At 67.1% G+C, this 24,584-nt stretch carries 18 protein-coding genes and 1 pseudogene; 12 read left to right on the plus strand and 7 right to left on the minus strand.

Features of this window, described 5'->3' with window-relative positions; all coding sequences use genetic code 11:
- Positions 1-167 precede the first annotated feature (167 nt).
- The 4 genes from SSP24_RS24045 to SSP24_RS24060 all read left to right on the plus strand — a co-directional run bounded on the left by SSP24_RS24045 (position 168) and on the right by SSP24_RS24060 (position 7,493).
- Positions 168-1,643, plus strand: coding sequence for an ATP-binding protein (locus SSP24_RS24045; RefSeq protein ID WP_141311782.1), 1,476 nt, complete (start codon positions 168-170; stop codon positions 1,641-1,643).
- Positions 1,644-1,712: 69 nt separating this feature from the next.
- The gene (locus tag SSP24_RS24050) at positions 1,713-4,484 is read left to right on the plus strand and encodes a Z1 domain-containing protein (RefSeq protein ID WP_141311768.1); all 2,772 of its coding nucleotides are present in this window, start codon (positions 1,713-1,715) and stop codon (positions 4,482-4,484) included.
- Entirely contained in the window at positions 4,481-5,491 is a 1,011-nt protein-coding gene (locus SSP24_RS24055) for a PD-(D/E)XK motif protein (RefSeq protein ID WP_141311769.1), read from the plus strand. Before SSP24_RS24050 ends, SSP24_RS24055 begins: the two co-directional genes overlap by 4 nt.
- Positions 5,484-7,493: an AIPR family protein gene (locus SSP24_RS24060; RefSeq protein ID WP_141311770.1), complete on the plus strand. Its 2,010-nt coding sequence runs from the start codon at positions 5,484-5,486 to the stop codon at positions 7,491-7,493. Before SSP24_RS24055 ends, SSP24_RS24060 begins: the two co-directional genes overlap by 8 nt.
- A 40-nt stretch (positions 7,494-7,533) precedes the next feature.
- On the opposite strand, the gene SSP24_RS24065 is transcribed toward SSP24_RS24060, so the two are convergent.
- The gene (locus SSP24_RS24065; RefSeq protein ID WP_141311771.1) at positions 7,534-7,722 is read right to left on the minus strand and encodes an AbrB/MazE/SpoVT family DNA-binding domain-containing protein; all 189 of its coding nucleotides are present in this window, start codon (positions 7,720-7,722) and stop codon (positions 7,534-7,536) included.
- Between the two features lie 56 nt (positions 7,723-7,778).
- Between SSP24_RS24065 and SSP24_RS24070 the strand changes: the two genes are divergently transcribed.
- The gene (locus SSP24_RS24070; RefSeq protein ID WP_141311783.1) at positions 7,779-8,228 is read left to right on the plus strand and encodes a very short patch repair endonuclease; all 450 of its coding nucleotides are present in this window, start codon (positions 7,779-7,781) and stop codon (positions 8,226-8,228) included.
- Between the two features lie 11 nt (positions 8,229-8,239).
- Here SSP24_RS24070 and SSP24_RS24075 read toward each other — a convergent pair whose 3' ends face one another.
- Together SSP24_RS24075 and SSP24_RS24080 are read right to left on the minus strand one after the other, a co-directional pair.
- Entirely contained in the window at positions 8,240-10,177 is a 1,938-nt protein-coding gene (locus SSP24_RS24075) for a DNA cytosine methyltransferase (RefSeq protein WP_141311772.1), read from the minus strand.
- 430 nt (positions 10,178-10,607) lie between these two features.
- Complete coding sequence (locus SSP24_RS24080; protein ID WP_141311773.1) at positions 10,608-12,650, minus strand: hypothetical protein; 2,043 nt, start codon at positions 12,648-12,650, stop codon at positions 10,608-10,610.
- 651 nt (positions 12,651-13,301) lie between these two features.
- Between SSP24_RS24080 and SSP24_RS24085 the strand changes: the two genes are divergently transcribed.
- The 4 genes from SSP24_RS24085 (at position 13,302) to SSP24_RS24095 (ending at position 17,527) form a co-directional block, all read left to right on the plus strand.
- Positions 13,302-15,566, plus strand: a complete 2,265-nt coding sequence (locus SSP24_RS24085; RefSeq protein ID WP_229865812.1) for an nSTAND3 domain-containing NTPase — start codon at positions 13,302-13,304, stop codon at positions 15,564-15,566.
- A gap of 274 nt (positions 15,567-15,840) precedes the next feature.
- Complete coding sequence (locus SSP24_RS42985) at positions 15,841-15,987, plus strand: hypothetical protein (RefSeq protein ID WP_167529681.1); 147 nt, start codon at positions 15,841-15,843, stop codon at positions 15,985-15,987.
- Between the two features lie 204 nt (positions 15,988-16,191).
- Positions 16,192-16,701: a hypothetical protein gene (locus SSP24_RS24090; protein ID WP_141311774.1), complete on the plus strand. Its 510-nt coding sequence runs from the start codon at positions 16,192-16,194 to the stop codon at positions 16,699-16,701.
- A 112-nt stretch (positions 16,702-16,813) separates the two neighbouring features.
- The gene (locus tag SSP24_RS24095) at positions 16,814-17,527 is read left to right on the plus strand and encodes a GIY-YIG nuclease family protein (RefSeq protein ID WP_141311775.1); all 714 of its coding nucleotides are present in this window, start codon (positions 16,814-16,816) and stop codon (positions 17,525-17,527) included.
- Positions 17,528-17,896: 369 nt separating this feature from the next.
- Here SSP24_RS24095 and SSP24_RS24100 read toward each other — a convergent pair whose 3' ends face one another.
- The 4 genes from SSP24_RS24100 to SSP24_RS24115 form a co-directional block, all read right to left on the minus strand.
- Positions 17,897-18,712 (minus strand): ABC transporter permease, encoded by an 816-nt coding sequence (locus tag SSP24_RS24100; protein ID WP_141311776.1) that lies wholly within the window; start codon positions 18,710-18,712, stop codon positions 17,897-17,899.
- Positions 18,709-19,713: an ATP-binding cassette domain-containing protein gene (locus tag SSP24_RS24105; RefSeq protein ID WP_229865799.1), complete on the minus strand. Its 1,005-nt coding sequence runs from the start codon at positions 19,711-19,713 to the stop codon at positions 18,709-18,711. The genes SSP24_RS24100 and SSP24_RS24105 overlap by 4 nt, the downstream gene beginning before the upstream one ends.
- Positions 19,714-19,776: 63 nt before the next feature.
- Positions 19,777-20,625, minus strand: a complete 849-nt coding sequence (locus SSP24_RS24110; RefSeq protein WP_141311777.1) for a DUF4097 family beta strand repeat-containing protein — start codon at positions 20,623-20,625, stop codon at positions 19,777-19,779.
- A gap of 98 nt (positions 20,626-20,723) precedes the next feature.
- Positions 20,724-21,242: a toxin-antitoxin system HicB family antitoxin gene (locus SSP24_RS24115; RefSeq protein ID WP_141311778.1), complete on the minus strand. Its 519-nt coding sequence runs from the start codon at positions 21,240-21,242 to the stop codon at positions 20,724-20,726.
- 408 nt (positions 21,243-21,650) lie between these two features.
- On the opposite strand from SSP24_RS24115, the gene SSP24_RS24120 reads away from it, so the two are divergent.
- The 3 genes and pseudogenes from SSP24_RS24120 to SSP24_RS45335 form a co-directional block, all read left to right on the plus strand.
- Positions 21,651-21,989, plus strand: a complete 339-nt coding sequence (locus SSP24_RS24120; RefSeq protein ID WP_229865796.1) for a hypothetical protein — start codon at positions 21,651-21,653, stop codon at positions 21,987-21,989.
- Between the two features lie 118 nt (positions 21,990-22,107).
- Positions 22,108-24,498: a tetratricopeptide repeat protein gene (locus SSP24_RS24125; protein ID WP_141311779.1), complete on the plus strand. Its 2,391-nt coding sequence runs from the start codon at positions 22,108-22,110 to the stop codon at positions 24,496-24,498.
- 24 nt (positions 24,499-24,522) lie between these two features.
- Positions 24,523-24,584, plus strand: a pseudogene (locus SSP24_RS45335) (DUF397 domain-containing protein); the annotation flags it as partial.

Below are 24,584 nucleotides of genomic sequence, written 5' to 3' on the forward strand. Positions count from 1 at the left end.
TCCACGCCTCTACTACCATCGATCCGGGCGGGCGCTTGCCGGGTGCATAACCCGACAGCGCGGAGGGGGCATCTCCAGGATTTCGCGGCGTTCTCTTGGTTCGCATGGATCATGAGCCAGCCGCACAGCGAGAGGGCCCGTATCGGGGAAGCAGGCTGGAACCACCCATGACATACGACATCGCGGCCCCCGAACCCGCGGGCATGGTGGCTTCGCTCAGCTCCCTGGGGTACTCGCTGCCCGCTGCCGTCGCGGATCTCGTCGACAACAGCATCGCGGCTGAGGCCCGGAACATCGACGTCGAGTTCACCTGGACGGGACGGGACTCGTGGATCGCAGTCGTCGACGACGGCAGGGGCATGAGCGCCCAGGAACTCGTCACGGCAATGACCGTGGCGGCTCGCGGGCCGGCGACTTCACGTTCTTCCACTGACCTGGGCCGCTTCGGCGTGGGTCTGAAGTCCGCCTCGTTCTCGCAATCGCGGCAACTCTCCGTGGCCACAGCGACCGATGGGGTGTGGCACGTACGGACCTGGGACCTCGATGTCGTTGAGGAGTCCGGTGAGTGGAGGCTCCTCCACGGAGCAGACCTCGACACAACCACCGTGCTGGACAGGCTTCGGAGCGGCACTGACCACGGGACGATCGTGCTCTGGCGGCAGCTCAACGGCTACAACGGTAGTGACGTCCGCGAGGACGACGAGCGCACCCAGAAGCAGTTCTACGCCGAGGCAGCCCGTACGGAGTCACACCTCGGAATGGTCTTCGCCCGATTCCTCACCGGGAGCCGACGCAGGAACCTGCGCGTGTCCGGAACCCCGGTGGAACCCTGGGATCCGTTCATGGTTAACCACCCCTCTGTCCAGCGGCTCCCCACGGAGGAACTGCCTCTCGGCGGCAGTTCCGTGAGGGTCGAGGCGTTCATCCTCCCCAGCGCCCACCGGCTCACCCCGGAGGAGTACGGCCTGGCTGCAGGGCCACAAGGGTGGCTCGACCAGCAGGGCTTCTATGTCTACCGTCGCAACCGCCTGATCCTGGCCGGCGACTGGCTGGGACAGAGAGGCATGCGTCGCGAGGAGAAGTACAACCTGGCGCGCATCGCCGTCGACATCCCGGCCGAGACGGACGTCGAATGGGGTGTCGACGTGAGGAAGTCCAGCGTCGTCCCGCCCGTGGGCCTACGTCCGCACCTCCACCGCATCGCACGACAGGCCCGGGCGAGGGCCGCAGACGTGCTGCGGCACCGTGGACAGGTCGCTGCACGTACCCACGGTGATCCCCTGTCGTACGCGTGGAACGTGCGCCGACCGGACGGCCGGGTCACGTGCAGGATCAACCGCAGCCATCCGCTGGTCCAGGCTGCTCTGCGACCCGGCGGCAGCAACACTGCAGACGTACGCGCGTTGATCCGGCTTCTGGAGGAGACGGTGCCCGTCGCCGCCCTCCGTGTGATGCATGAGACGGACACCAGCGACGACCCGGAACCGTTCGGTGGTCCAGGACCCGCCGACGAGTCGGCTACCGAGGTGGCAGAGCGCATCTACGAGTCACTCGTCTCGGGCGGCCGATCGCCCGCCGCCGCGCGCGAGAGGTTGCGGACCATGCCTCCCTTCGACCAACTACAGGGCTTCTGGAGCGGATGAGCCCTGAGTCGTTGTCAGTGGCCACCCCTACTCTGCTCGACACCGTCTACATCCCGCTGGAGGTCCCACGTGAGCGCCGTTCCCGACGACCCCATGGCCAAGGCCACGCGTCTGGTTCTCGGATTCCTGCCACAGGACCGTCAGCCGAAGCCGGACGAGGTACAGAACGCGGTCAACGCCATCTTCGGGATGCTGGCCGCGCAGGGGGAGGCCCTTGACCGGGACCAGCTGGCCAAGGAGATCGAGGCCATGATCGCTGTGTTCCAGGAGCGGTCGCTGGCACTCGTGGACCCCAAGGGGCACGAACCCTGGCTGCCCGAGGCGAAGAACGACCGTGCCTGGGATTTCTGGGAGCGCTACCGGCGGTACCTCGAAGACGTGGTGAACCTTCCGCCGTGGGTCGTGAGGCGGCTGGACCAGAGCTCGGACGAGGTACTGAGCCAGCTGGAGGATCCTCGCCGCTCCGGCCCCTGGCGTCGCCAAGGGCTCGTGATCGGCCAAGTGCAGTCAGGCAAGACCGGCCAGTACATCGGGCTCGCCGCGAAGGCCGTGGACGCGGGATACCGGTTCATCGTGGTCCTTGCCGGCATCCACAACGACCTCCGGAGCCAGACACAGCTGCGAATGGACGAAGGGCTCCTGGGTTTCGACACCCAGCACCAGAACCGATCCAACGAGGACGGCCGTTCACGTGCAATCGGCGCGGGAGCCATGCCCCTCGCCAAGAAGCTCGACATCGCGTCACCGACGAGCAGCGCGGAGAAGGGGGACTTCGGCCTCGCGACCGCCAAGGCCATCAACTTCCCCCTCGGCAGCTTCCCCGTCGTGCTCGTCGTCAAGAAGCACTACAAGATCCTCGAATACCTGCGCAACTGGGTGATAGACGTCCACGGCACCGAGGACGAGAACGGCGAGAAGGTCGTGCAGGACCTCCCTCTGTTCGTCATCGACGACGAGGCCGACAACGCCTCGATCAACACGGTCCGTGACCCCGAGGCAGACCCGACCAAGACCAACGCCGCTATCCGCAAGCTCATGAAGAGCTTCGACAAGGCCGCGTACGTCGGGTATACGGCCACCCCCTTCGCCAACATCTACATCGACCCCGACGTGGACCACGGCGTCGCCGGGGAAGACCTCTTCCCTTACAGCTTCATCCGCAGTCTTCCCTCGCCGTCGAACTACCTTGGTCCTGAGCGGGTCTTCGGGCTCCAGGTCGACGACGAGGACGAGGAGGACGTGCAACCGCTGCCGCTCGTGCGCCATGTGGACGACGCGGACAGCTGGCTCCCCACCAAGCACAAGTCCGGTGACATCCCTGGCGACCGGCTCCCGCAGTCCCTGCGCGACGCGATCTTCTCGTTCGTGCTCGCCTGCGCCGCCCGCCGGGCGCGAGGGCAGACCAAGGTTCACAACTCGATGCTGGTGCACGTCACCCGCTTCACCGCGGTGCAGAGCCTCGTTCGCGACCAGGTCGACGACCACCTGCGGCTCATCGTTGACATGATCCGAGACCGGTACGGAAAGGGCCCCCAGCTTCGCGCCGAACTCCGGGCTCTCTGGGAGCGGGACTTCGTTCCCACCACGGACAAGTTCCCGGCCGAAGAGGTGCAACGCCTGACCTGGGAGCAGGTCTCCGAACAGCTCCTTCCTGCCCTCAGGAAGATCCAGGTCAAGACGGTGAACGGCACCTCCAAGGATGCGCTCGACTACTACGAGAACCGGAGAAACGGCCTGTCTGTGATCGCCATCGGGGGACAGAAGCTCTCCCGCGGCCTCACCCTGGATGGCCTGACCGTCAGCTACTACCTGCGCGTGTCGAAGACGTACGACACGCTCCTCCAGATGGGCCGGTGGTTCGGATACCGTCCCGGCTACGAGGACGTGTGCCGTCTTTACACCACGCCCGCGCTTGAGGACGCCTATGTGGAGGTCACGGCCGCGACCGACGAACTCCGCAGGGAGGTCGAGGAGATGGCGGCACTCAGTCTCACCCCGAAGGAGTTCGGGCTGAAGGTCCGTTCCTCCTCTCTGGGGCTCACCGTGACCGCGGCCAACAAGATGCGTCAGAGCGCGAAGATCCTTCTCAGCTACTCGGGGGAGGGACCGGAGACGGTGATCTTCAAGCTCGCCGACAGGACCGTCGAGAACAACTTCAAAGCCCTCGAAACCCTGGTCCGTCGGCTGGACGACGTCGCGGAACTCGTACCTGGGGGTTCAGGGACCAACGTGCGGTGGCGAGGGGTTCCCCCTGAGGTCGTCTCGGAGTTCCTCACCACCTATGAGACCGACCGCATGGCTCAGCGGGTTCGTCCGAGGCTCATCGCCAAATACGTGGAGCAGTGCGCCAGGGTGGGTGAGCTGGGCAACTGGACTGTGTGCCTGGTCAGTAGCACAACGTCGCAGTCGCCACGGGACATCGCGGGGCACACCGTCGGCCTCGTGACCCGCAAGGCGCTCAACGACGGCTTCAGGGCCGAGGGACGGTACACGATTCGCCGGGTACTCAGCCCGCCCGACGAACTGATCGGCCTCGACAAGGCGCAGGAGGACGCGGCACGAAATGCCGCGAAGAAGGAGGCTGAGAAGAAGGAGAAGGCGTCGGCTCCGAAGACGCCGGCGGGCCCGCACATCCGGCGGCAGCGGCGGACCGACCAGGGCCTCCTGCTGATCTACCCCATCGAACTGCCTCAGGTCGCCGACGGTGAGGCGACGACACTCCTCGTGGGCTTCCAGGTGAGCTTCCCTCACTCCGACTATCAGTCCAAGACCGAGTACGTCGCCAACACCGTCTGGCTCCAGGAGGACATCTACACCATCGCCGAGGAGGACGAGGCGTGACCGTCACCGAGGACGAGTGGCGTGAACTGGAGAGTCCCCAGGACACCCCGGGACGGTCCAGCCTCCGTCTGTACCCGGAGTCCCCGCTCGACATCTTCCTCTCCGTCTCCCACCCTGGCCGCCAGCGCATGTTGGTGTTCCGGGCGGACGCTCGCTCCGCCGACCCGATCGTGCGGTCGGTGGGCCGACTCCCCAAGGCAGCCGGGATCGAGATGAACCTGAGTGCCGTTTCCCGGGTTGAGTACGAGCTCCAGGTGATCCTGACGGCGGACGGGCTTCGCGAGGTGTTCAACCCGCTCGTCTCCGACGTCGCCGAGACCGCCAAGTCCGCTCCGGCCGCCGCTGAGGCCCTGGCAGCCGCCGTGGACAGGTTCGAGAGGTGGCAGGACCTCCTGCGCGCCGTCAGCAGGGACGGGTTGAGCGCCGAGGCGCGTCGCGGACTCTACGGCGAACTCCTGGTACTGGGAGACGTCCTCCTGGCCTCCCTGGGCCAGGCCGAGGCGGTCGAGGCGTGGACCGGTCCCACGGGGACCAACCAGGACTTCCAGCTGTCCGGGCTGGCCATCGAGACCAAGGCCAGTGTCGCGAAGCGGCCCCGGAGCATACGGATCGCCAGTGAGAGACAGCTGGACGGAACCGGGACGCCCGCGCTGCTCCTCGCACTCGCGAATCTCGACGAGCGGCGGGGTGGATCGGGAGAGAGTCTGAACAGGAGGGTCGAGGGCATACGACAGCAGCTCACGAGTCCCGCCGCCCGGGCCCGGTTCGACGGTCTACTCGTCCAGGTCGGTTACCTCCCCGGGCACCATGACCTCTACGAAGAACCCCGGTACACCCTCCGCGAGCTTCGGTTCTGGCACGTACGGGAAGGCTTTCCCAGGCTGGTCGAATCGGACCTGCCTGAGGGCGTCGGTGACTGCACCTACCACGTGAGCACCTCTGGTCTGGACGCCTATCGCGCCACGGCCGACGAGGTGAAGGAACTGATCGGGGGGTCCCATGGCTGAGCTCGACCTGGCCGAGTTCTCGCGGAGCCTCGTCGCCGATGTCCAGGCGACCGCTGATGCCGAGGGGACGACGACCCCGGAGGCGTTCACACGCCGGGTCTTCGAGGACCTGGAGCAGGCCGGCGTCGTGTCCAACACCTTCACCGCCTACCACAAGATGCACGGCCACGAGGTGCACGGTTACGGCATCGGAGAGTCGGGCGAGTCCCTGGACCTGTTCGTGACGGACTTTCAGCTGGAACCACTGGAGAACAAGCTCACGAAGGCACAGACCGAGACGTCCTTCAGGCGGCTTCTGGCGTTCGTACAACGTTGCCGGGACGGGCTGCAGCAGCACATCGACGAGTCGTTCGACGTGTACGACATGTGCGCTGCGGTCGAGAAGGCCCTCACCGAGGTGCAACGGATCAGGCTCTTCCTGCTCAGCAACAGGGTAGGCACTGCAACCGAGTTGCCGGCCTCGGAATTCGACGGCCTCCCGGTGACCCACGAGGTGTGGGACCTGGCACGGCAGCACCGCCATGCGACGTCGGGCGCTCTCGGCGAGCCCATCATGGTGCCCTTCAGCCCGCCGCTGCCCTGTGTCTCCGCCCCGAGCTCGGAAGAGGACCACTCCGTGGTCCTGGCCGTCATACCAGGGAAGATGCTCGCCGAGCTGTACGCCGAGTACGGCACCCGGCTCCTCGAACTCAACGTTCGCTCCTTCCTCCAGACCCGCGGCGCGGTCAACCGGGGTATCCGGGAGACCCTGCTGAACGCACCTGGCAGGTTCCTGGCCTACAACAACGGGATCACCGCGACCGCGTCGCAGGTCGACTTCGTGAGGGGCCCGGACGGCGAGCCCACCCACATCTCCGGAGTGCACGGCCTCCAGATCGTGAACGGCGGCCAGACGACCGCCTCGCTCCACTACGCGCTGAGCCGCGACAAGGCCGACCTGTCCCACGTCCGGGTCCAGATGAAGCTGACGGAGGTGGCGCCCGAACGGCTCGCGGAGATCGTTCCCAAGATCTCGGAGTACTCCAACACGCAGAACCGGGTGACCCAGGTCGACTTCAGCTCCAACCACGACTACCACGTGGACATTCAGCGGATCACCCGCTCCCTGTGGGCCCCCGCGACGGACGGCAGCGGTCAGGAGACCCACTGGTTCTACGAGCGTGCGCGCGGCCAGTACACGGACGAGCTGGCGAAGGCCCGCACCCCTGCCAGGCAGCGGCAGTTCAAGAAGCTGAACCCGACGAAGAAGAAGTTCACCAAGGCGGACCTCGCCAAGTTCGTCCACTCGTGGAACCAACTGCCGTACCACGTGAGCCGCGGGGCCCAGAAGAACTTCGTCGAGTTCATGTTCAACGTCGACAAAGCACCGCCCCGCGTCGACATCCAGTACTGCCAGCGGGTGATCGCAATGGCCATTCTGTTCAAGGCGGTGGACCGGATCGCCGCCATCCACGGAGCGGGCAGCCACAAGAGCATGATCACCACGTACACCGTGGCTCGCCTGTCCTTGGCAACGGACCGCCGGATCGATCTCGACCGGATCTGGCGAGAGCAGGACCTCTCACCGGTGCTGGAGGCCGCGATTCACGACCTGTGCCCCCGCGTCATGCGCGCGGTGACCACTCCGCTTGAGGGCAACCACGTAGGCGAGTGGGCCAAGAAGGCGGCGTGCTGGGACGCCGTGTCCAGAGTGCCCTGGACGACCCCCCGAGCCCTGACGGCGGAGCTGCTCGACCACTCGCTGGACGAGGCGGCACTCGCCGGCGGTACCGGTGCCGAGGAGGGAGCAGGCGAAGAGGCAGCTCTGATCCCTGCCGACGAGTGGTACGCAATCGAGCGCTGGGCCAAGGAAACCCGCAACCTCGAACCCTGGCAGCGGCAGCTGGCCCAGTTCGTCGGAAGGCGCCTCGAACTGGAGCAGGAGGTTCCAGAGACGCAGGCTGTACAGGCCCTGCATGCCCGTAACGAGGCGCTACGGCTGGGGTTCACCCCCGACCCATAGCCAGCGGCTCCGCGTCCTGGGTGCGAAGCCACCACCTACGTCAGAGCATTCCCGTCTCAATGAGGTCACGGATCGCGTCCTCGGCCCGCCTGAGGACGATCCGCCCGTCCCCGTCGCTGAACGCGACAAGGTCGGTCCCCGGTGCGATGCCGGCCTCGGCCAGCAGGCCGAGGGGCAGCTCAATACGGCCCTGGTCATCGACGTGAAGTTCGGCTGGTTCCCGGAGCATGAGGAGCGTGTGGCACTCTCCCTCTCGGAGGACGTCGACAGGCTGGGGCTGTGATCATGGCCGGAGCTGGTAGGACACCGGATCGGCGGTGGGTCGCCACTGCGGAGGGGGAGCATCTTCGAGGTCGACGCGCGAGGGACACCAAGCCCGAGATCGCCCTCAGAAAAGCTGTGCACCGGTTGGGCTTCAGATTCCGTCTCCAGCGGAGGGTGGCGCCGCGGTGCACGGCCGACTTCGTGCTCCCTCGGTATCACGTTGCTGTCTTCGTCGACGGTTGTTTCTGGCACGGCTGTCCTGACCACAGCCCCAAGGAGTTCCGAGGGCCCAACGCCGCTCTCTGGCAGGAGAAGCTCGAGACCAACAGGGAACGGGACCGACGCAACACAGCACAGGCCACGACCGCCGGATGGACCGTGGTTCGGATCTGGGAGTGCGAGATTCGTCGCGACGTTGAGAGAGCCGCGCAGCGGGTGGCGGAGACTACCGATTCGAACGGCGCGGGGTGAGTCGCCGATCGCTATCCCTGCGTGACAGCCAGAGTCAGCAGGTCGTCGGACAGGTTCTCCCGGCTGACGCAGTGGGCGACGAGCGGGCACTCCGAACACACGGGCTGGTCTTCTCTGCACAGGTCCGTCCCGATGAGCCGGATCGCCCCCATACGCAGAGGTGCGTCCTTGCCCGCGCCCACGAGCTTCACCAGGTTCACGCGGCCCTCGCTGAGACGGTTCGGGTGATCCGTTTCGACACCGTTCACACGAGCCGCGACCCGCAGCGTGCCCGTGCCGACCAGCATGAGGTCCTCTCCGATCAGCAGTCGGTAGAGGGATTCCTCGGCTGGCTTCATGGCCAGCTTGGCGGGTACATCGAGCCGCTTTCCCCACTGCCAGTCGTAGGGCTTTTCCACCAGCGGTGCCAGGCGGTCCACTCGGGACCGGGCGGGCATCGTGGGCGCCGCGTCGACCAGCTTCTTGAACAGTGCCGCGGTGAGTGTCTTCGACCTTCTGACGGAGGTCATCAACTCCGCCATCGCGGCTGGCTTGATCTTCGCTCCGGAGAGTATGGCCACCACGGCGGCATGCAGCGGTACTGGCGCGTCGCCGGGAAGCTGGTACCAGTCCCCGCCGTCACGCCTTTGCTTCGCCCACTCCGCGAGGCCGTTCCTGACCTCCCGCCAGTGGGGCTGGAGCCCGGCAGTCTCCGTGGTGGCATCACCAACCGGCTTCAGTGCCTCAGCAGCGGCCTCTCCCAGGAGCGGGGGTACGGCGTTCCCGATCTGCCGGAAGGCGTCACTCCGGGTGCCGGCGAACCGGAACCTGTCCGGAAAAGTCTGAACGCGTGCCGCCTCCCGCACAGTGAGGGTCCGCAGCTGCTCCGGGTGGATGTACCAGTAGCCGTCCTTGGCGATGTGGGCGGTGATCGTACGACTGAGTTCGCCCCAGGCCAGCTTCTTGTACTTGTCCGTGTACTTCTCCGCGCTGTACCGCTGGTATTTCTTCTCGTCCCCGGTCAGTTTGTCCTGAAGATCCGAGTACTTGGTGTCGGATTCCATGACCTCGAAGATCCGATGGTCGTCCCTCCGGACCCTCCGGGTCATGTGGTCCCAGACCAGCCCACGAGGCGCCTCTTCGCGCATCTTCGTGGCGAATCCAGACAGGTTGCGAGGCTTTCGGTACTTCAGCTCCCGCTCTCCGACCCGTTCCGTGGGAACGACCTCCAGCTCGGGCAGGTCACCGATGGCGTCGCGCAGGGTAGTGGGCTCCGAGTCGGGCTTCCGCCAGGCGAAGTCGTCGACGTCCTTCCTGGCCAGGAGGATGAGACGCTTCCGGTGCTGCGGGACGCCGTAGCTCCACGCGTCAACGAGCCGCACCTGCGTCGCGTAGCCGAGCTCCTCCAACTCCTCCTCGATCGTTCGGATGACGAAGAAGTCGTCGTGAAGCCCCATGTCGGGGACGTTCTCCATGAGGACCGCCCGCGGACTGATCCGCTTCACCATGTCCAGGTAGGCGCTCCACAGCTCCTTCCGGCGGTCTTCCGGGTCGCGGCCATGGTTCTTGACGAGGTCACGGATCTTGTTGCGCCCGGCCCTGCTGAAGGGCTGGCAGGGAGGTCCACCCGCCACGAGGTCGATCTTGGCGAACTTGAGGATCTCCTCAAGCCTGTCCCGCTCGGCGGGATCACCGAGATCCATCTTCAGGCTGAGGCCCGGGAAGTTCGCCCTGTGGGTTTCCACCGCACGCTCGTCGAAGTCCACCGCTGCCGCAGTGGTCCATCCCGCCCGCTCCACGCCGGCGCTGAGACCACCGGCACCGGAGAAGAGGTCTACAGCCAGCCTCTTGCCCTTACCAAAGCCTTCCAGCCAGTCCTGGAAACCCTCCGGGGTGCAGCTGTTCTTGTTCGGATCCAGCTTGAGGTAGTCACTGCGTTCAAGAGGTACGCCGTAGTGCCCCTTCGTCACAGCACAACCCTTCGTACGCAAGACATGAACGAGCACCAGGAGATCACAGACGCGCTGGTGGAAGCAAGGATTCCGCCGAAGTGGACGTCAGGAAAACCTGCTGCTCACCCGCCGCGTACCCCCGGGTATCCCGGTCCTCGGGACCCCCTGTCCCCTGGGGCCGGACCTATGCTCTGGTGGGCTCCGAGGCGACCAATCGTAAACGATCGAGAGATCACAGCCCTCATCGATTCAACGACTGATCCCGCCACTGGGACACGCTCATACGTTCGCCGGGCTCGGCTAGCCGACGCGAGTGGCCCTCGTTGGGCTACGGACGCTCCTCCTACCTGCCGGTGGACAGGGTGGTGCCCCAAGCCGGGCTGGTTTTTTGGGGCTGTCTTCGCTGGCGCGACGGACTGGCGGTGGCCCGGACGCGCTGCCAAGAACGTCAGACGGCGGAGTTTTCGAGTCCCGTGATCCACGGCCAGCGAGGCGCATGCCTCCGCAGGGTTCGATCCGCAGGGGCGAACCCATGCACGAGTTCGCAGGGGCGAGCGCTGCCCAACCGGTGGCACTCCCCGGCGAGAATTTCAGCGAAGGCCAACAGCTTGCGTCGGCCTGGGCCCTCAAGCAGTTGAGCTGCAGCCTTGGCCCCGCCACTGATCAACTTCGTGGTGCTGATCAGCTCGTCTTTGGCGGCAGCATCACCCTGTCCAAGGGCAGTCGACAAGCGGTCTCGTTCTCCAACTACGTGGGCAGCAGCCGAGAAGAGAACCGTTGAAACGGCTGTCTCGGCGGGCTCTCCTGCATTGGTCATGGCATTTGCCAGCATGGGGAGCTCGGCGAAGGGGAGGGGATCGACACTCTCCCAGAGAGATTCGGCGACTTGGAGCCCGGCGCGCGTTCCCGTACGGTCCACGCACAACGGCAGGCGGTCAGGGGAGCACTGACGCACTTCCCAGCGCTCGACTCCGGGGTCCGCCATGGCAGACCTGAGAATCGCCCGGCACGCCTCTCTCAGAGTCTCAATGGAGACGTCGGGAACGTCCAACCGCACAAGACTTCCTTGGCGTCGGATGTCCAGCACCGGGAATCTGGCTTCTCCAGCTGCTTGAAGGATGGCGAGGTCTCGGCTGACGTAGTTCGGGTCCTCCGCGCCCCGGATGATCAGTGATGCGTTCTGCGCGTAGGACACAGCGACCCCGTGCTCGAACCCACGGCAGATGGCGCGAGCGCGGATCGCCGCATCCAGAACCTGGTCCAACTCAGCTGGCTGCCCACCGAGAAGGAGCGTGCTGCTGACTGGATCCCAGCGAAAGTCTTCGTGTGCGTTCGCATTGCGCCAGTCAGAGCGGATCGTCGAAGCCAGCAGCCTGCACAACGGCTGATCATCTTCAGCTGCCAGCAGATCCCGTACGGTCGCGAGTGAGGCCCCCTGCGGGACCGCCCTGCCCAGCAGTTCCAAGACCACAGTGGCCGTGCGCTTGACGTCACCTTCCAGCACGGCCCGGTGCAGGTCCATGGCCGCACGCGCCTTTTCTTCCTGGTGCTCCGCACGGTTGTAGGCATCGCGGTAGGCGGACTGTCCGCGATGGGAGGACAGCATCTCCGGCTCACGATCACCATGTCGCGCAATCGCTGAACACGTCAGTTCCGGTTCTGACTTCAGATGACACGTCACCAGATCACGTGCCAGGAGAGTGGCACGGTGCGTCACCAAGGGACGGTCGGTCAGCGCGAGAACGGCAAGCTGATTAAGAAGGTGCACCGTCAGCGGTAGCGAGTCGTCGATCAGGTGCCTCATGCTCAGGCGCAGCCGACGATCGAGTGTCCTGGGATCCTTCGCCCAGGCAGCCAGCAAACGGGCGCGTGACGCAACACCCGAGCCGGGGCCCAGTTCCTCGGCCGACACCCCGAGCGTTCGCTGATAGACGTCCTCGTCAGGAAGACCAGCCTGATCAATCCTGGCAGCAGCCTCCAGAGCACGTCCAATTGCCTGGGCCGCTAGGGCATGCTTCCGTACTGCGGCCCAAGCGGACTCCGCCCATCCCTGTTCCAGACAGGCGAACAGCGCTTGAGCCTCGGCCCGATTCGCTCGCGCCAGGTCAGCCGCGGCCCGTCGCTCGGCCGCGCTAGTCCGGGACGGACTGAACCGGGACACTTCATCTGCGACGGCGCCCAAGGCGGCAACCGACCTGCCGAGGCGCCGCAACAACTCTGGAAGTTGATTCCCGACGGTCCCGCCGGAAGCGGTCCGCAGGCGCAGGATCTCCGCAACCATCTCGTCGGTCTCCCGCTGAAGCCCGGGCAGATCAGCATCCCTCAACACTGACTTCCACTGCGCGCGGGTCACCGGCAAAAAGGCAACATCCTGCTGTCCCCCGGTCTCGTCACGAGGTGCAGTGAGATTCGGTTTTCTGATCACTGCTTGCACGGCGGCACAGGACTCTCGTTCGACCGCGCCCAGTTGGTCAGGGAGAGATACATCCATCAGCACAGGATGACACCGGTGCCGTGACTGAAGCCCGCTGTTTTCACCGCCCCGACTGCGTCCTTGCGAGGCTTGTCCGGAGACCGCTGGGAGTCGTTTGGGTTCCGGAGGAACCGACTGCCCAGCGGGTCGGCCGCCCGTAGCTCTGGATGCCTGGCGGGACGCTGCCAAGCATTTGAGGAGGGAAATAGTAGATCATCCGGCGCCCGTAAGGACTGGACGAGCCTCCACACCCTGCTGGGCGCCATCCCATTCCGGGCGGTGGACGACCTACGGCGATGTGGCCTCCGTAATCGACAGCCACGCCGTTCCCCGGCACCCACCTGGCCGCCTGCGGTCAGTGCCCCAACGCATGGCGGGTCCTCACCACGGCGGGGCGCGTCAGCGCCTGCTTCCGGTGGACCGACTCGACACGCACGGAAACACCTGTGGAGGCCCTAGCAGCCGAGGGCATCCGATTCGATGGCGAGGCCGCCATCGCGGAAGCCCGCCTGCCGCTGGAGGGACTCCGACGTCTACTCGACGGCTGACCGCTTCCTTCGGCCATAGCCACGGAGAAGATCTGGAGGGAGAACCTGACCCTCTGGCCGGCGTCGCGCCCACTGCGGGGAGAATCGAGGCCGGCAGCGGCATCGACGGGGCGAACACACCATGGACTCTTTCGAGTTGGGGCGGTTGACGGATCACGACTTCGAGGTGGTCTGCCGCGATCTGTTCAGTGACATCCTCGGTGTCCCGCTGGAGATCTTCCCGCGCGGCCGGGATCGCGGCATCGACCTGCGGCACACCGGCCCCGCCGGAACGACCATCGTGCAGTGCAAGCACTGGCCGCGCGCGACCCAGAAGACGCTGATCGGACGCCTGATCAAGGATGAACTACGCAAGGTCCGCGTACTGGCACCCGACCGCTATATCGTCGCCACGACCGTCGGCCTGACCGTCGACGGCAAGGAAAAGCTCCGCAGCGCCTTCGCCCCGTACGTACGCAGTACCGGCGACCTGTACGGCGTGGACGAGATCGTCGCCGAGTTGCTGCGCCGCCCGGACCTGGTCCGACGACACTTCCGGCTTTGGCTGAGCAGCACCGCCGTCCTTCACACCGTGCTGAACCAGGACCAGTACCTGCGGTCGTCGTGGCTTCAGAAGCGGCTGCAAGGCGTCGCAGACACCTTCGTCCCGCACGAGGGCTTCGAACGAGCCAAGCAGCTTCTGGACACCCAGCAGGTTTGTGTCATCGCCGGCACCCCCGGGGTGGGCAAGACGACAGTTGCGCTGATGCTCGCTGCGTGGCTGATGGGCAACGGCTACGAGGTCCACGAGATTTCCCAGGACGTCGACGAGATCGGCACCCTGTGGCGCGACGACACTCGGCAGGTGTTCCTCTACGACGATTTCCTAGGGCGTACGACCCTGGACGCACCATTGAACAAGAACGAGGACAACCGCCTGCTGTCGGTGATCCGGGAGATCCAGGAAACACCTGGCAAGGCGCTGGTGATGACGACCCGCGACTACCTGCTGGAGCACGCCCGTCTCCGGCACGACCGGCTGGCGGAACCGGACGTATCGGACGCGGTCAGCGTAATACGGCTGACCGACCTGGACCTGCGCGTACGGGGCCAGATCCTCTACAACCACGTCCACCACTCTTCCCTGCCGCCGGGCGACAAGCGCCGGTTCGCCGATCCTGCGGTCTGGCGTCCGGTGGTCCAGCACAGGAACTTCAATCCGCGTCTGGTCGAGGAGACCCTCCGGTTGTCCGCGCGACGGGGTCAGGACGTCGCCGCAGCCATGCTGGAGAATCTGGACGACCCGCGCCGCGTCTGGGAGCGCATCGTGGAGAACGAGCTGACGGACGAGGCCGTCCATATGCTGGAGGTGCTGTTCACCTTCAGGTCCGCGCCATTGGACGACCTTGAGGAGTCCTGGCACTGGTACCGCAAGGAGATGGACCAAGCGGCGGACGGCCGAACGTTCCGCAGGGCGCTGCAACTGCTGGACGGCACGATGGTCTCCGTCGAACAGGGGCGGGTGGCGTTCCACAACCCGTCGATCGAGGACTACGTCCGTTTTCACCTCAACGTCGGCCGAGCCCACTTCCTAGAGCTGATCAGGGCCATCGTTCAGGGGGAACAGCTGCGCCGACTCGTCGCGGCCGGCCGCTTGGCCGATGGGGCGGGGATCTTGGCCGGGCTCCGGGAGCACGAGCTGGCCGTGGCCGCTGCCGTCCGTGAGATGGAAGAGGACGTGGGAAGCGGGCTGTTTGACGAGGACGAGAGCCTGTCGACCCATCTGAAGTGGGTCTTGGAGACAGCCGAGTTGCTGGACTCCGCGTCACTGGCCGCGTACGTAATGCAGGAAACGCTCTCCCCGTCCAGCCACCTTCAGCCCATCTCCCACCTGGTGAGCCTGGCCAACTCGCTCGACGTCAGCCCGTTGGTGCCGCAGGAGCACGCGGAGCGGTTCCGCGAAGAAGTGGCCGATATGATTCACGCCGAACTGCTGGAGAGCGCCGAAGTCGGCGACTGGTACCGGTCAAGCACGCTGTACGACCAATTGCACTCGATACCGTCCGCACTGGTCCGTGAGCCAGTGACCCAAGACCTCGTCCGGTGCGCCTTGCAGGAGCTGCGCCGGTTGGCCGCCGAGCCGGAGCGGGAACCGCGTGTCGAGAACCTGGAGCTGATGGAGGAGTTGGTGGACTTCCTATGGGAGCAGGGAGCCGAAGATGAGCTGCCGGAGGAGTTCGCCACCGTACAGGACCGGGCCGAGCGTGTGAGAGCGGCGCGGGAGGCCGAGCGGAATGAGAGGCTCCGGCAGCATCAGGCCCAGTGGGCACCGGTCGAGCACTCCGACACAGCACGCGATCGCGCGCTGGTCACCGAGCTCATGCGCAAGCTCGACGACACACGCTAACCGCTTCCCACTGGGAGCCATCTGGGAGCCACCCCGCTCCCCAAGTCCCTTCCAGGCCACCTGAGACCATCCCACCCCGACGCCCTGACCAGGCAAAACAGCAAACCGCCCGGTGTCGATCCCGCCCGACCCTCATTCGGGACGAAGAGGTCCTGGGTTCAAATCCCGCCAACCCCGACAGAGAAGCAGGTGAGGCACCTGCTCATATCAGTAGGTGCCTCACCTGTTTCTTCGTTTCTACGGCCGCCGCGGATCAGCACAGACGATCCCTTCCATGACCACGGCGCTGGCCTGGATCACGGGCCGGATCTGCTTCCTCGCAAAGGTGCAGAAGCTGCTCAACCATGGCGTGGCCAAGAAGTGGTGCGACATGGAAGAGGGGTGCGTCACCGCGCAGTGGCGGGCTGCTTCCGTCGGCTGAAACCGTTCATGAGAACCACGGCTGGGCCGTCCCTGGGCCGTCCGAGGCCGCTCGACAGTGGCCAAAGACGACCAACGACGACCACCAGGCGTACGAGCCCACCGCTCTTGACCAGCAAAAACCCAGCTTGCTAAAAGGGATGTGAGCCTGTCCTCGGGCCGTGCACGTCCTGTCCCGTAGATCCGTTGCACTACGCTCCGCGCCATGAAGCTGAAGGCAGTGGCCACGCTAGTTCTCGTCGGTGCGGGCGGCATAGCCATCGTCGCGGCAACGGGAGTGTGGGCGCTGTCCGGTGGGCTTTACGGCTGTACCAGGGCTGACGAAGAGCTCGCCCCCACCCTGGCGTCCCTGTCCATCCTCGATGCGCACCCGAGCCAGACGCAGCCCCAAGGCGAGCGGTACTCCGGATGCGACGAGGATGACGGGTTCGCCTACGCCGGGCAGTACTTCCGACTCACGACCTCCCGGGTCAGCGTGCTGACCTTCTATCGCAAGGCCGCCACAGAGGACGGCTGGCGACTCCAGAATGCCAGCTCTTCGCCGTCCCCTGCACCTGGCAGCCTCGCGGTCGACACCTCAGCGCTCTGTTTTGAGAAGCCCATCGCGGGCACTACCGCCCATCTCGCTGTGTGGTTCCCCAGCGATCTCGGGGACAGCCCCGACGACTTCGGCCTAGAAGTCACAGCCAGCCGTGACGGGACTGCCTGGTGCTGACCCGGCGCCGCCGCATTCGAGGTAACTGAGGTGATTCGGCGCGCTCGCCTCCAGCACGGGCCCCGGGATGTCCCAAAGTCAGGGGGTACTTGCGGCTGCTTAGGATTGCCGCATGGAGTCGCGTGGTCAGGCTGGTCGACAGGTCAAACGAATAGAACAGCAGTGGGGCTTCGGGCTAGCACCGATCAAACCGGACGTGCAGCGCGGGCGCGTCGACGCCGCGAAGACGGTCTTGGCCACCATCGTCCAAGGGCACCACGCGGCCCTCGGCCGGCTCGACGATCTATCGACGGTTCAGGGCCTGTTCACCCGGACGTACAAGAAGGACCAGTGGGACTGGTTCACGGTGTGTGCACGGTTGGGCTACCCGTCTGTTAAGGAAGCGCGTCAGACGTCCAGCACGCTCCGCCACCTTCGCCAGTGCCTCCGGGACGCGAACTGGCAGGCGGCAATGGAGGCCGCTACCACCTTGAAGATCGCTGGTGTCCCGGACCGCCTCAGTAACTTTGTCACCGGCACGCCGACTCCCCTCTCCGGCCGCGGCTTCGTCTACGTACTCTCCACCCGCGAGGCTCCCGAGATGCTCAAGATCGGCTACACCAACCGCGATCCTCTGACTCGAGCCAAAGAGATCAACTCGGCAACCGGTGTGATCACTCCCTGGGGTGTCCGCGGTGCCTGGGTGATCGCCCACGCCCACCGCGCCGAAGGGGACATTCACGCCCTTCTGGCCGACTACCGCATCCGCAAGGACCGCGAGTTCTTCCAGATGCCATTCGCGGAGGCAGCCCGCGTCATCGAGGGATACGTGGTCGGGGTCCGTTAGGGCCTCGTCAAGGTGTCAGCGCTGCCCCCCGTGATCCTTGCTTGCCCGGGGAACAGGCGCCCATACGGGCTGCCAATGCCACCTGTGAAACTGTCGGTCGGATGCCGGTTGCAGTACAGCAGCGGAGTACAGCAACCACCGCGACCGCAGGTGACCAGCAAGGGCCACCAGTGGCCAACTGATTAGCCCTGTTGACCTCAATGACCCTCCAGCCGAGAGTTCGGGACGAAGAGGTCGTGGGTTCAAATCCCGCCACCCCGACAGGGAAGTACCAGGTCAGGGGCCTGATCCGCAGTGCGGGTCGGGCCCCTGAGTGGTTTCTGGGGATCGCTTGGGAGGAATCTGGGACTGCGGCCGGTCTTTCTTCCGCTACTTCGGGTCGCGGTTGAACAGCGACTTGGACCAGACGTAGCCGAGCGCGGCCAGGGCCAGGCACCAGGCGGCGGCGAGCCATCCGTTGTGGCCGATCTCGGTGCCGAGGAGGAGCCCGCGGAGGGTCTCGATGGCCGGGGTGAAGGGCTGGTACTCGGCGATGGGCTGGAACCAGCGCGGCATGGCGTCGACCGGGACGAAGGCGCTGGACAGGAACGGCAGGATCATCAGCGGCAGGGCGTTGTTGCTGGCGGCCTCGGCGTTCGGGCTGGACAGGCCCATGCCGACCGCGATCCAGGTGAGCGCCAGGGAAATCAGCGCGAGCAGCCCCGCCGCCGCGATCCACTCCAGGGCGGTGGCGTCCGTGGCCCGGAATCCGATGGCCACGGCGACGGCTCCGACGAGGACCACGCTCATCACGCACTGCAGCACGCTGCCCACGACGTGCCCGATGAGCACGGACTGACGGTGGATCGCCAGCGTGCGGAAGCGGGCGATGATGCCCTCGGTCATATCCATGGCGACGGAGACCGCGCTGCCGATCGTGGTGCCGCCGATGGTCAGCATCAGGATGCCCGGGACGAGATACGCGAGGTACTCGGAGCGGTCCGCTCCGCCGCCGATGCCGGCGCTCATCACGCCACCGAAGATGTAGACGAAGAGCAGCAGCAGGATGACCGGCGTGAGCAGCAGGTTCAGCGTCATGGACGGGTAACGCCTGACATGCAGGAGGTTGCGGCGCAGCATCGTGGACGAGTCGCGCACGGCGAGGGAGATCCGGGTCGGGCGGGTGGTAGCCAGGGGGGTGCTCATCGGACGTCCTCCTTGGTCTGGTGGGGGACGCCGGCGCCGCCGGTGAGGGCGAAGAAGACGTCGTCGAGGTCGGGGGTGTGCACGGTCAGCTCGTCCGCCTCGATGCCGGTCGCGTCGAGCCAGTCGAGGAGGGAGCGCAGCTCGCGCTGGCTGCCGTCGCTGGGGACCTGGAGGATGAGTGCCTCGTCGTCGCGCTGCGTCTCCCGCAGGGCGGTCGCGGCGTTCTCGTACGTCGCCGGGTCGGAGAAGCGGAGCCGGACGTGTCCGCCGGGGATCAGTCGCTTGAGTTCCTCGGCGGTGCCCTCGGCGGCGATCTTTCCGTCGTTCAACACCGCGATCCTGTCGGCGAGTTCGTCGGCCTCCTCCAGGTACTGCGTGGTGAGGAAGACGGTGACGCCGTCGGAGACCAGCTCGCGGATGATCTGCCACATGTTGTGGCGGCTGCGCGGGTCGAGGCCGGTGGTCGGCTCGTCGAGGAAGATGATCCGCGGGTCGCCGACCAAGGTCATGGCGATGTCGAGGCGGCGCTTCATGCCACCGGAGTACGTGGAGGCTGGCTTCTTCGCGGCCTCGGTGAGGTCGAAGCGCTCCAGCAGTTCGGCCGTGACCCGTCGGCCCTCGCGCTTCGGCAGGTGGTGCAGGTCCGCCATCAGGAGCATGTTCTCCTCGCCGGTGATCAGGCCGTCGACTGCGGAGAACTGGCCGGTGACGCCGATCGCCGCGCGTACGGCCTGCGGGTCGGCGGAGAGGTCACGACCCGCGACCTGGGCCTGCCCGCCGTCCGCGGTGATGAGCGTGGACAGGATCTTCACGGCGGTGGTCTTGCCCGCGCCGTTCGGGCCGAGCAGCGCGAACACGGAACCGGCCGGGATACGCAGATCGATGCCGTCGAGGACGGTCTTGTCGCCGTACGACTTGCGCAGACCGACGACGGAGATGGCGGCGGAGCCAGAGTCGCCCGCCGCCATTCGCCTAGGCGTGGGCATGACAGATGAGGCCATGGGGTCCTCCCGATCGAAGGGTGAAGTGGCTGGGGTGAGAAGGGGATCTCGTGCGGCTGGTGCTCAGGGCCGAGCGCGCAGGACGTCGATGTTGCCCCAGTTGGTCCGTGCGCGGACCTTGACGGTGTCCTCGGTCTCCTCCGGGGCCTCGGAGGCAGCGAGCGTGTTGCGGACATGTCCGCGGTTCGAGCTGACGTCGAGCCAGGCGGCGGTGCCCTGGCGGATGCCGATCTCGATGGCGCCGTTGGAGCTCTCCAACTGGACGTCACCACGCGCGACTTCGGCGACACGCAGGGGGCCGTTGGTCGTGGTGCCGGTGACCGACGCCTCGGCGCGCTCGATGTCGATGGCGCCGTTGGCGCCGCTCACCCGCAGCTCGCCGGTCACGGCGCCGACGGTCGTGTTGCCGTGCGAGTTCTTCAGGACGGCGGGACCGTCGACGAGGCCGACGCGCACGTTGCCGGTGCTGCTGGTGATCTCGGCCCTGCCCTCGACCCGGTCCACGGTGATGGGGCCGTGCGACACGGTCAGCTGGAGCGGGCCGGTCTCGTCGAAGCGGGCGTCGCCGGCCGTGATCTTCACACGGACCTCGCCGAGCCGGCCCTCGCCGAACACCTGGGCCCAGGCGCCGGTCATGTCGATGCGCGAGCCCGTGGGCAGTTCGACCGTCACGTCGGCGGTGCCGGTGCGGCCGAGGCCGAACAGATTGCCCTTGGGCGTCCGGACGGTCAGTACGCCGCCCGTGTACGTGACCTCGGTCTGCTCGGCCGCCCGCACGTCCAGGTCCCTCTTCGGGTCGCGGGGCCGCACCTCGACGACGGTGTCGAGGCGGTCGCCCGCGGTGAACTGGATGGAACCGGCCTCCACGTGCGCGGTGACCGAGATCGGTTCGGGAGTGTCGAAAGAAGGCATGGCTGTCCCGTCCTCTTGGGTCTTCAGGACGTCCCCGCAGGTGGGACGTGGTGTGGGTGGAGTGGTGCGGGTGGAGTGGTGCGGGCGGGGGGGCGCGGCTAGCGCACCCAGCCCGTGAAGCTCTGTCCGACGGTCTGGGACTTCTCCGTCGTACGCGGGCGGGTGCCGCCGTCGACCGCGGCCGACACGGCCCGCACCAGCCACGCGTTGACCGACAGGCCCTCGCGGCTCGCGGCCTCCTCGGCGCGCGCCTTGAGGTGGGCCGGCAGACGCAGGTTGACGCGGGCGATGCCACCCTCGTCGCCCTCGGCGGGCACCTGCGCCTTGAGCGATTCGACGGGCGCGGCCGGCTCCGCGGGGGCGCCGCCATAGGTGGGCGGCGGTGTCACCACGAAGTCGGGGTCCAGACCGCGCAGCCGTACGTCGACCGAGCCGGGGGCGAGCTCGCGGGTGATCTCGTCCATCGCGGCGGAGAGCACGTTGAGCATGGTCAGCCGGGTCGCCGACTCCAGGGGAGCGGTGAGCCTCTCGGCCAGCTCGCGGGCTTCGTCGCCACCGGCTTCGGCGGCCACCGCGAGTTCGCGGCGGAGAGTGTCGACATACGGAGTGAGGTCCATGACGCCATGATGACACCATCATGGCGCCACACGCAAGCCTCGGTGGCGCCCCTCGTGGGCCAGTTCAAGGGAAAGCCGTCCTGAGCTGCGGAAACGCAAAGATGCCGACCTGCATCATTGTGGCGCCATGCGGACCCGTCTACTTTCGGGAGCGCTGGATGGCACCAAGTGGTGCCATCCGGTGCCATGCGGCCGAAGGCAACTCGACTGGGTGGGACACCAGCGTGCCGCGCGGCCTCCTCGTACGAGCCGAACAGTACTGCCCCGGTGTCGGGCAATCCCATGCGCCGCTCCGCCAACTCGTGGGTGACACAGCAGAGATGGGCCTGTACGACGTACGATCCCGTCTGTACGCCCGCGCGTTCTCGCACGCGTACAAAGGGCCGACCGTCGCGATCGGGGGAGCGAATGGATCCGCAGCTGGTGCAGCTCGCGCAGACCGCCGGTACCACCGTCGTCGCCTTGCTGGCCACCGAGGCGTGGACCGCGACGCGCGATGGGGTGGTCGCGCTGTGGCGGCGGGTCAGCCCCGCGAGGGCCGACGATGCCGCAGCCGCGATCGAGGAGACCCGCGCCGATGTCGTCCTTGCCCGGGAGCAGGGGGACACCGAGACGGAGGAGGCGCTGGCCACCGAGTGGTACGGGCGGCTGCGCCGGCTTCTCGCGGCCGATCCGTCCGCCGCGCAGGAACTGGAGCGGGTGCTGAGCGAGGCCCGGGGCAACTTCCCGTCGGCGAGCAGTCGTTGATCGGTTCCGTCCACCTGGCCGCTCACGCCTCCGGAAACGGGCGGGTGTACCAGGCAGGGCGTGACCAGCACATCACGGAACGGTGAGTCTCCAGCCCGGGCCGCCCGAAGGGTTACCCATGCGGGCGGCCGCGCGGGAGCAGGGGCGCGTCTTCCAGGCGCAGCACGACCAGCACATCACCGAGTACCACACCCACTACCACTCGGCGCTGCGCGCAATCGCCGATGACGGCCGTCCTGGCCCAGATTCCGTACGCGTTCCGCTGACGGCCCGACCCTTGTCCCCCATCCGCGACCGCACCGCCGTACGCCGGGACCTGACGGAGTCCGTGACGGGCGGCCCGGAGGCGGCCGGCACGCATGTCGTGTACGGCATGCCGGGGTGCGGCAAGACAGCCGTCGCCCAGGTCCTCTTCGACGAGGTCGTACGCGACCATGGTGTCGTCGGTCTGTGGGTCAACGCCTCGCACCCCACCACCTTCCGCGAGGGCATGCTCGCCGTCGCCCTCGACCGCGGCGCCTCCCAGGACGAGGTGGACGCCGCCCGTGCGCTGCGCCGCCCTCCCGCCGACCTGGTCTGGCACTGCCTGGACCGCTCCCCCGAGCGCTGGCTGCTCGTCCTGGACAACGCCGACGACCCGTCGGTGCTGAACAACGGCTGGCTGCGGTCGAGCCCACGCGGCACCGTCGTCATCACCACCCGGCACGGGCAGGCACCCCAGTGGCGGCACGCCACCGGGCACCGCCTGGACACCCTCGACGTACCCGACGCGGTCGAGGTCCTGCGTGATCTGGCGCCCGCCCACGCGGACCGGGCGGCGCTGGAGGAACCCGCCCGACGGCTGGGTTGCCACCCGCTCGCGCTCGTTCTGGCGGGTACGTTCCTCGGTCACCAACTCCTGGAGCCGGTCAGCGTGGACGACTACCTCAGGCGCCTGGACGACGACCCCGGTCCGGTTCTCGACCAGGGAGCCGCTCCGGGCGAGAGCGACCTGCGTCGTCTCGTCAGCAGCACCTGGCAGCTGTCCCTGGACTCACTGCGTGACCAGGGACTGCCGGAGGCCACCACGCTGCTGCGGCTGTTGTCCTGTTACGCCCCGCAGCCGCTGCCGGTCGGTGTCCTGGCGCAGGACCGGCTGAGCGCGACCGCGCTGTCCGACGCACAACCGCCGCTGCCGGGAGTCCGAGCGAATCAGGCGCTGCACGGGCTGCTCACCCAGAGTCTGGTGGCGTTGGTGGAGGTCCCCGGCGACGCGGGCCGTCCTGCCGTCCGCAGCGTGCAGGCGCACGCGCTGCTTCTCGACACGGTGTTCGCCCGCACGCCGCTCGACCAGCGCGACACCGTACTCACCGCGGCGACCACACTCCTGAGCCGACTCCTCGCACCGGACACGGACACCGACGGCCGGGACGAAGGCCAGTACAGCGAAGGTCAGTCCACCGAAGGCCCGTACGTCGACGCACAGACGCTCCGCCTCTTCCTGCCCCACGCCATCGCACTCCTGCGCCGGACTGTCGGGACGCGGAGCCCCGCTGTCCACGACGCCCTCGCCATCACCCGTCGTCTGCGGCAACAGTGCCACGACAGCGGAGACTTCTCGGCCGCACACGCACTCGCCACCGCCGCGCACGCGGCCACGGACGGCGAACACACCGCCGCCGCTCTGTCCGACCGATACGAGCTGGCCCGCGCCCTGGCCGGGCTCGGCCGGTACACGGAGGCAGCCGAACTGCACCGCAGCGCCCTGCGGGAGCGCGAGGAACTCCACGGCCCCGACCACCCGTCGACCCTGGACAGCGCCCATGCCCTGGGCCTCGCCCTCTACGGGCTGGGACGGTTCGAGGAGGACGAGCTGCACATGGCACGCGCTGCCCACGGGCGCGCGCGAACACTTGGTCCGGAGCACCCCGACACCATCGAGAGCACCGCCTGCCTCGCGGAAGCCATCGGCGAGCAGCAGCGCTGGGACGAGGCCGAGGCCCTGGCCCGGCCGAACCTGGCCACCAGCGAACGTGCCCTGGGCAGGGAGCACCCCCGCACGCTGGTCAGCCGGATCACCCTTGCCTGGGTGCTGTTCCGCCGTGGCTCGACCACGGAGGCCGAACAACTCGCACGAGCCGTCGCCGAGGGAAACGAACAGCAGTTGGGCCCCGGCCATCCCCGCACCCTTGCTGCCGGTGACCTGCTGGCCGGGATCCTGCTTCAGCAGGGACGGTGGCCCGAGGCGGAGGAGGCGGCCCGGGCGGTGCTGAGCGCGCGCCGACGCACCTTGGGCGACGAACACCCGCACACCCTCGCCATCCAGACCCGGCTCGCACGCATCATCCTGGGTGCCGACCGAGCAGTCGAGGCGCGGGACCTGGCGGAGGAGGCACTCGCCGCTTACCACCGTGTCCTGGGTCCGGACCATCCGCTGACGCTGAGGTGCCGGGACGTACGCGAGGAAGCCCTCGCAGCCGCCACGTCACAGCCCCACGCAACCGATCACCCCGAGGAAGACCTCCCGTGACCACGCCCGGTACCACCAACCCGCGTCTGGCGCAAGAGCAGCTACAGCGGCAACGAGAACGCCTGCCTCGAAATGCTGTACCCCCC

The organism is Streptomyces spinoverrucosus (assembly GCF_006539505.1).
GTDB lineage: Bacteria > Actinomycetota > Actinomycetes > Streptomycetales > Streptomycetaceae > Streptomyces > Streptomyces spinoverrucosus.

Coding starts and splice junctions, on each gene's coding strand:
- SSP24_RS24085 (WP_229865812.1), top strand. CDS start 13,302: ATGGACTCTTTCGAGTTGGGGCGGTTGACGGATCACGACTTCGAGGTG.
- SSP24_RS24115 (WP_141311778.1), bottom strand. CDS start 21,242: ATGGACCTCACTCCGTATGTCGACACTCTCCGCCGCGAACTCGCGGTG.
- SSP24_RS24120 (WP_229865796.1), top strand. CDS start 21,651: ATGGATCCGCAGCTGGTGCAGCTCGCGCAGACCGCCGGTACCACCGTC.
- SSP24_RS24080 (WP_141311773.1), bottom strand. CDS start 12,650: ATGGATGTATCTCTCCCTGACCAACTGGGCGCGGTCGAACGAGAGTCC.
- SSP24_RS24090 (WP_141311774.1), top strand. CDS start 16,192: ATGAAGCTGAAGGCAGTGGCCACGCTAGTTCTCGTCGGTGCGGGCGGC.
- SSP24_RS24065 (WP_141311771.1), bottom strand. CDS start 7,722: ATGCTCCGGGAACCAGCCGAACTTCACGTCGATGACCAGGGCCGTATT.
- SSP24_RS24105 (WP_229865799.1), bottom strand. CDS start 19,713: ATGGCCTCATCTGTCATGCCCACGCCTAGGCGAATGGCGGCGGGCGAC.
- SSP24_RS24045 (WP_141311782.1), top strand. CDS start 168: ATGACATACGACATCGCGGCCCCCGAACCCGCGGGCATGGTGGCTTCG.
- SSP24_RS24125 (WP_141311779.1), top strand. CDS start 22,108: ATGCGGGCGGCCGCGCGGGAGCAGGGGCGCGTCTTCCAGGCGCAGCAC.
- SSP24_RS24070 (WP_141311783.1), top strand. CDS start 7,779: ATGGCCGGAGCTGGTAGGACACCGGATCGGCGGTGGGTCGCCACTGCG.
- SSP24_RS42985 (WP_167529681.1), top strand. CDS start 15,841: ATGACCACGGCGCTGGCCTGGATCACGGGCCGGATCTGCTTCCTCGCA.
- SSP24_RS24095 (WP_141311775.1), top strand. CDS start 16,814: ATGGAGTCGCGTGGTCAGGCTGGTCGACAGGTCAAACGAATAGAACAG.
- SSP24_RS24060 (WP_141311770.1), top strand. CDS start 5,484: ATGGCTGAGCTCGACCTGGCCGAGTTCTCGCGGAGCCTCGTCGCCGAT.
- SSP24_RS24100 (WP_141311776.1), bottom strand. CDS start 18,712: ATGAGCACCCCCCTGGCTACCACCCGCCCGACCCGGATCTCCCTCGCC.
- SSP24_RS24110 (WP_141311777.1), bottom strand. CDS start 20,625: ATGCCTTCTTTCGACACTCCCGAACCGATCTCGGTCACCGCGCACGTG.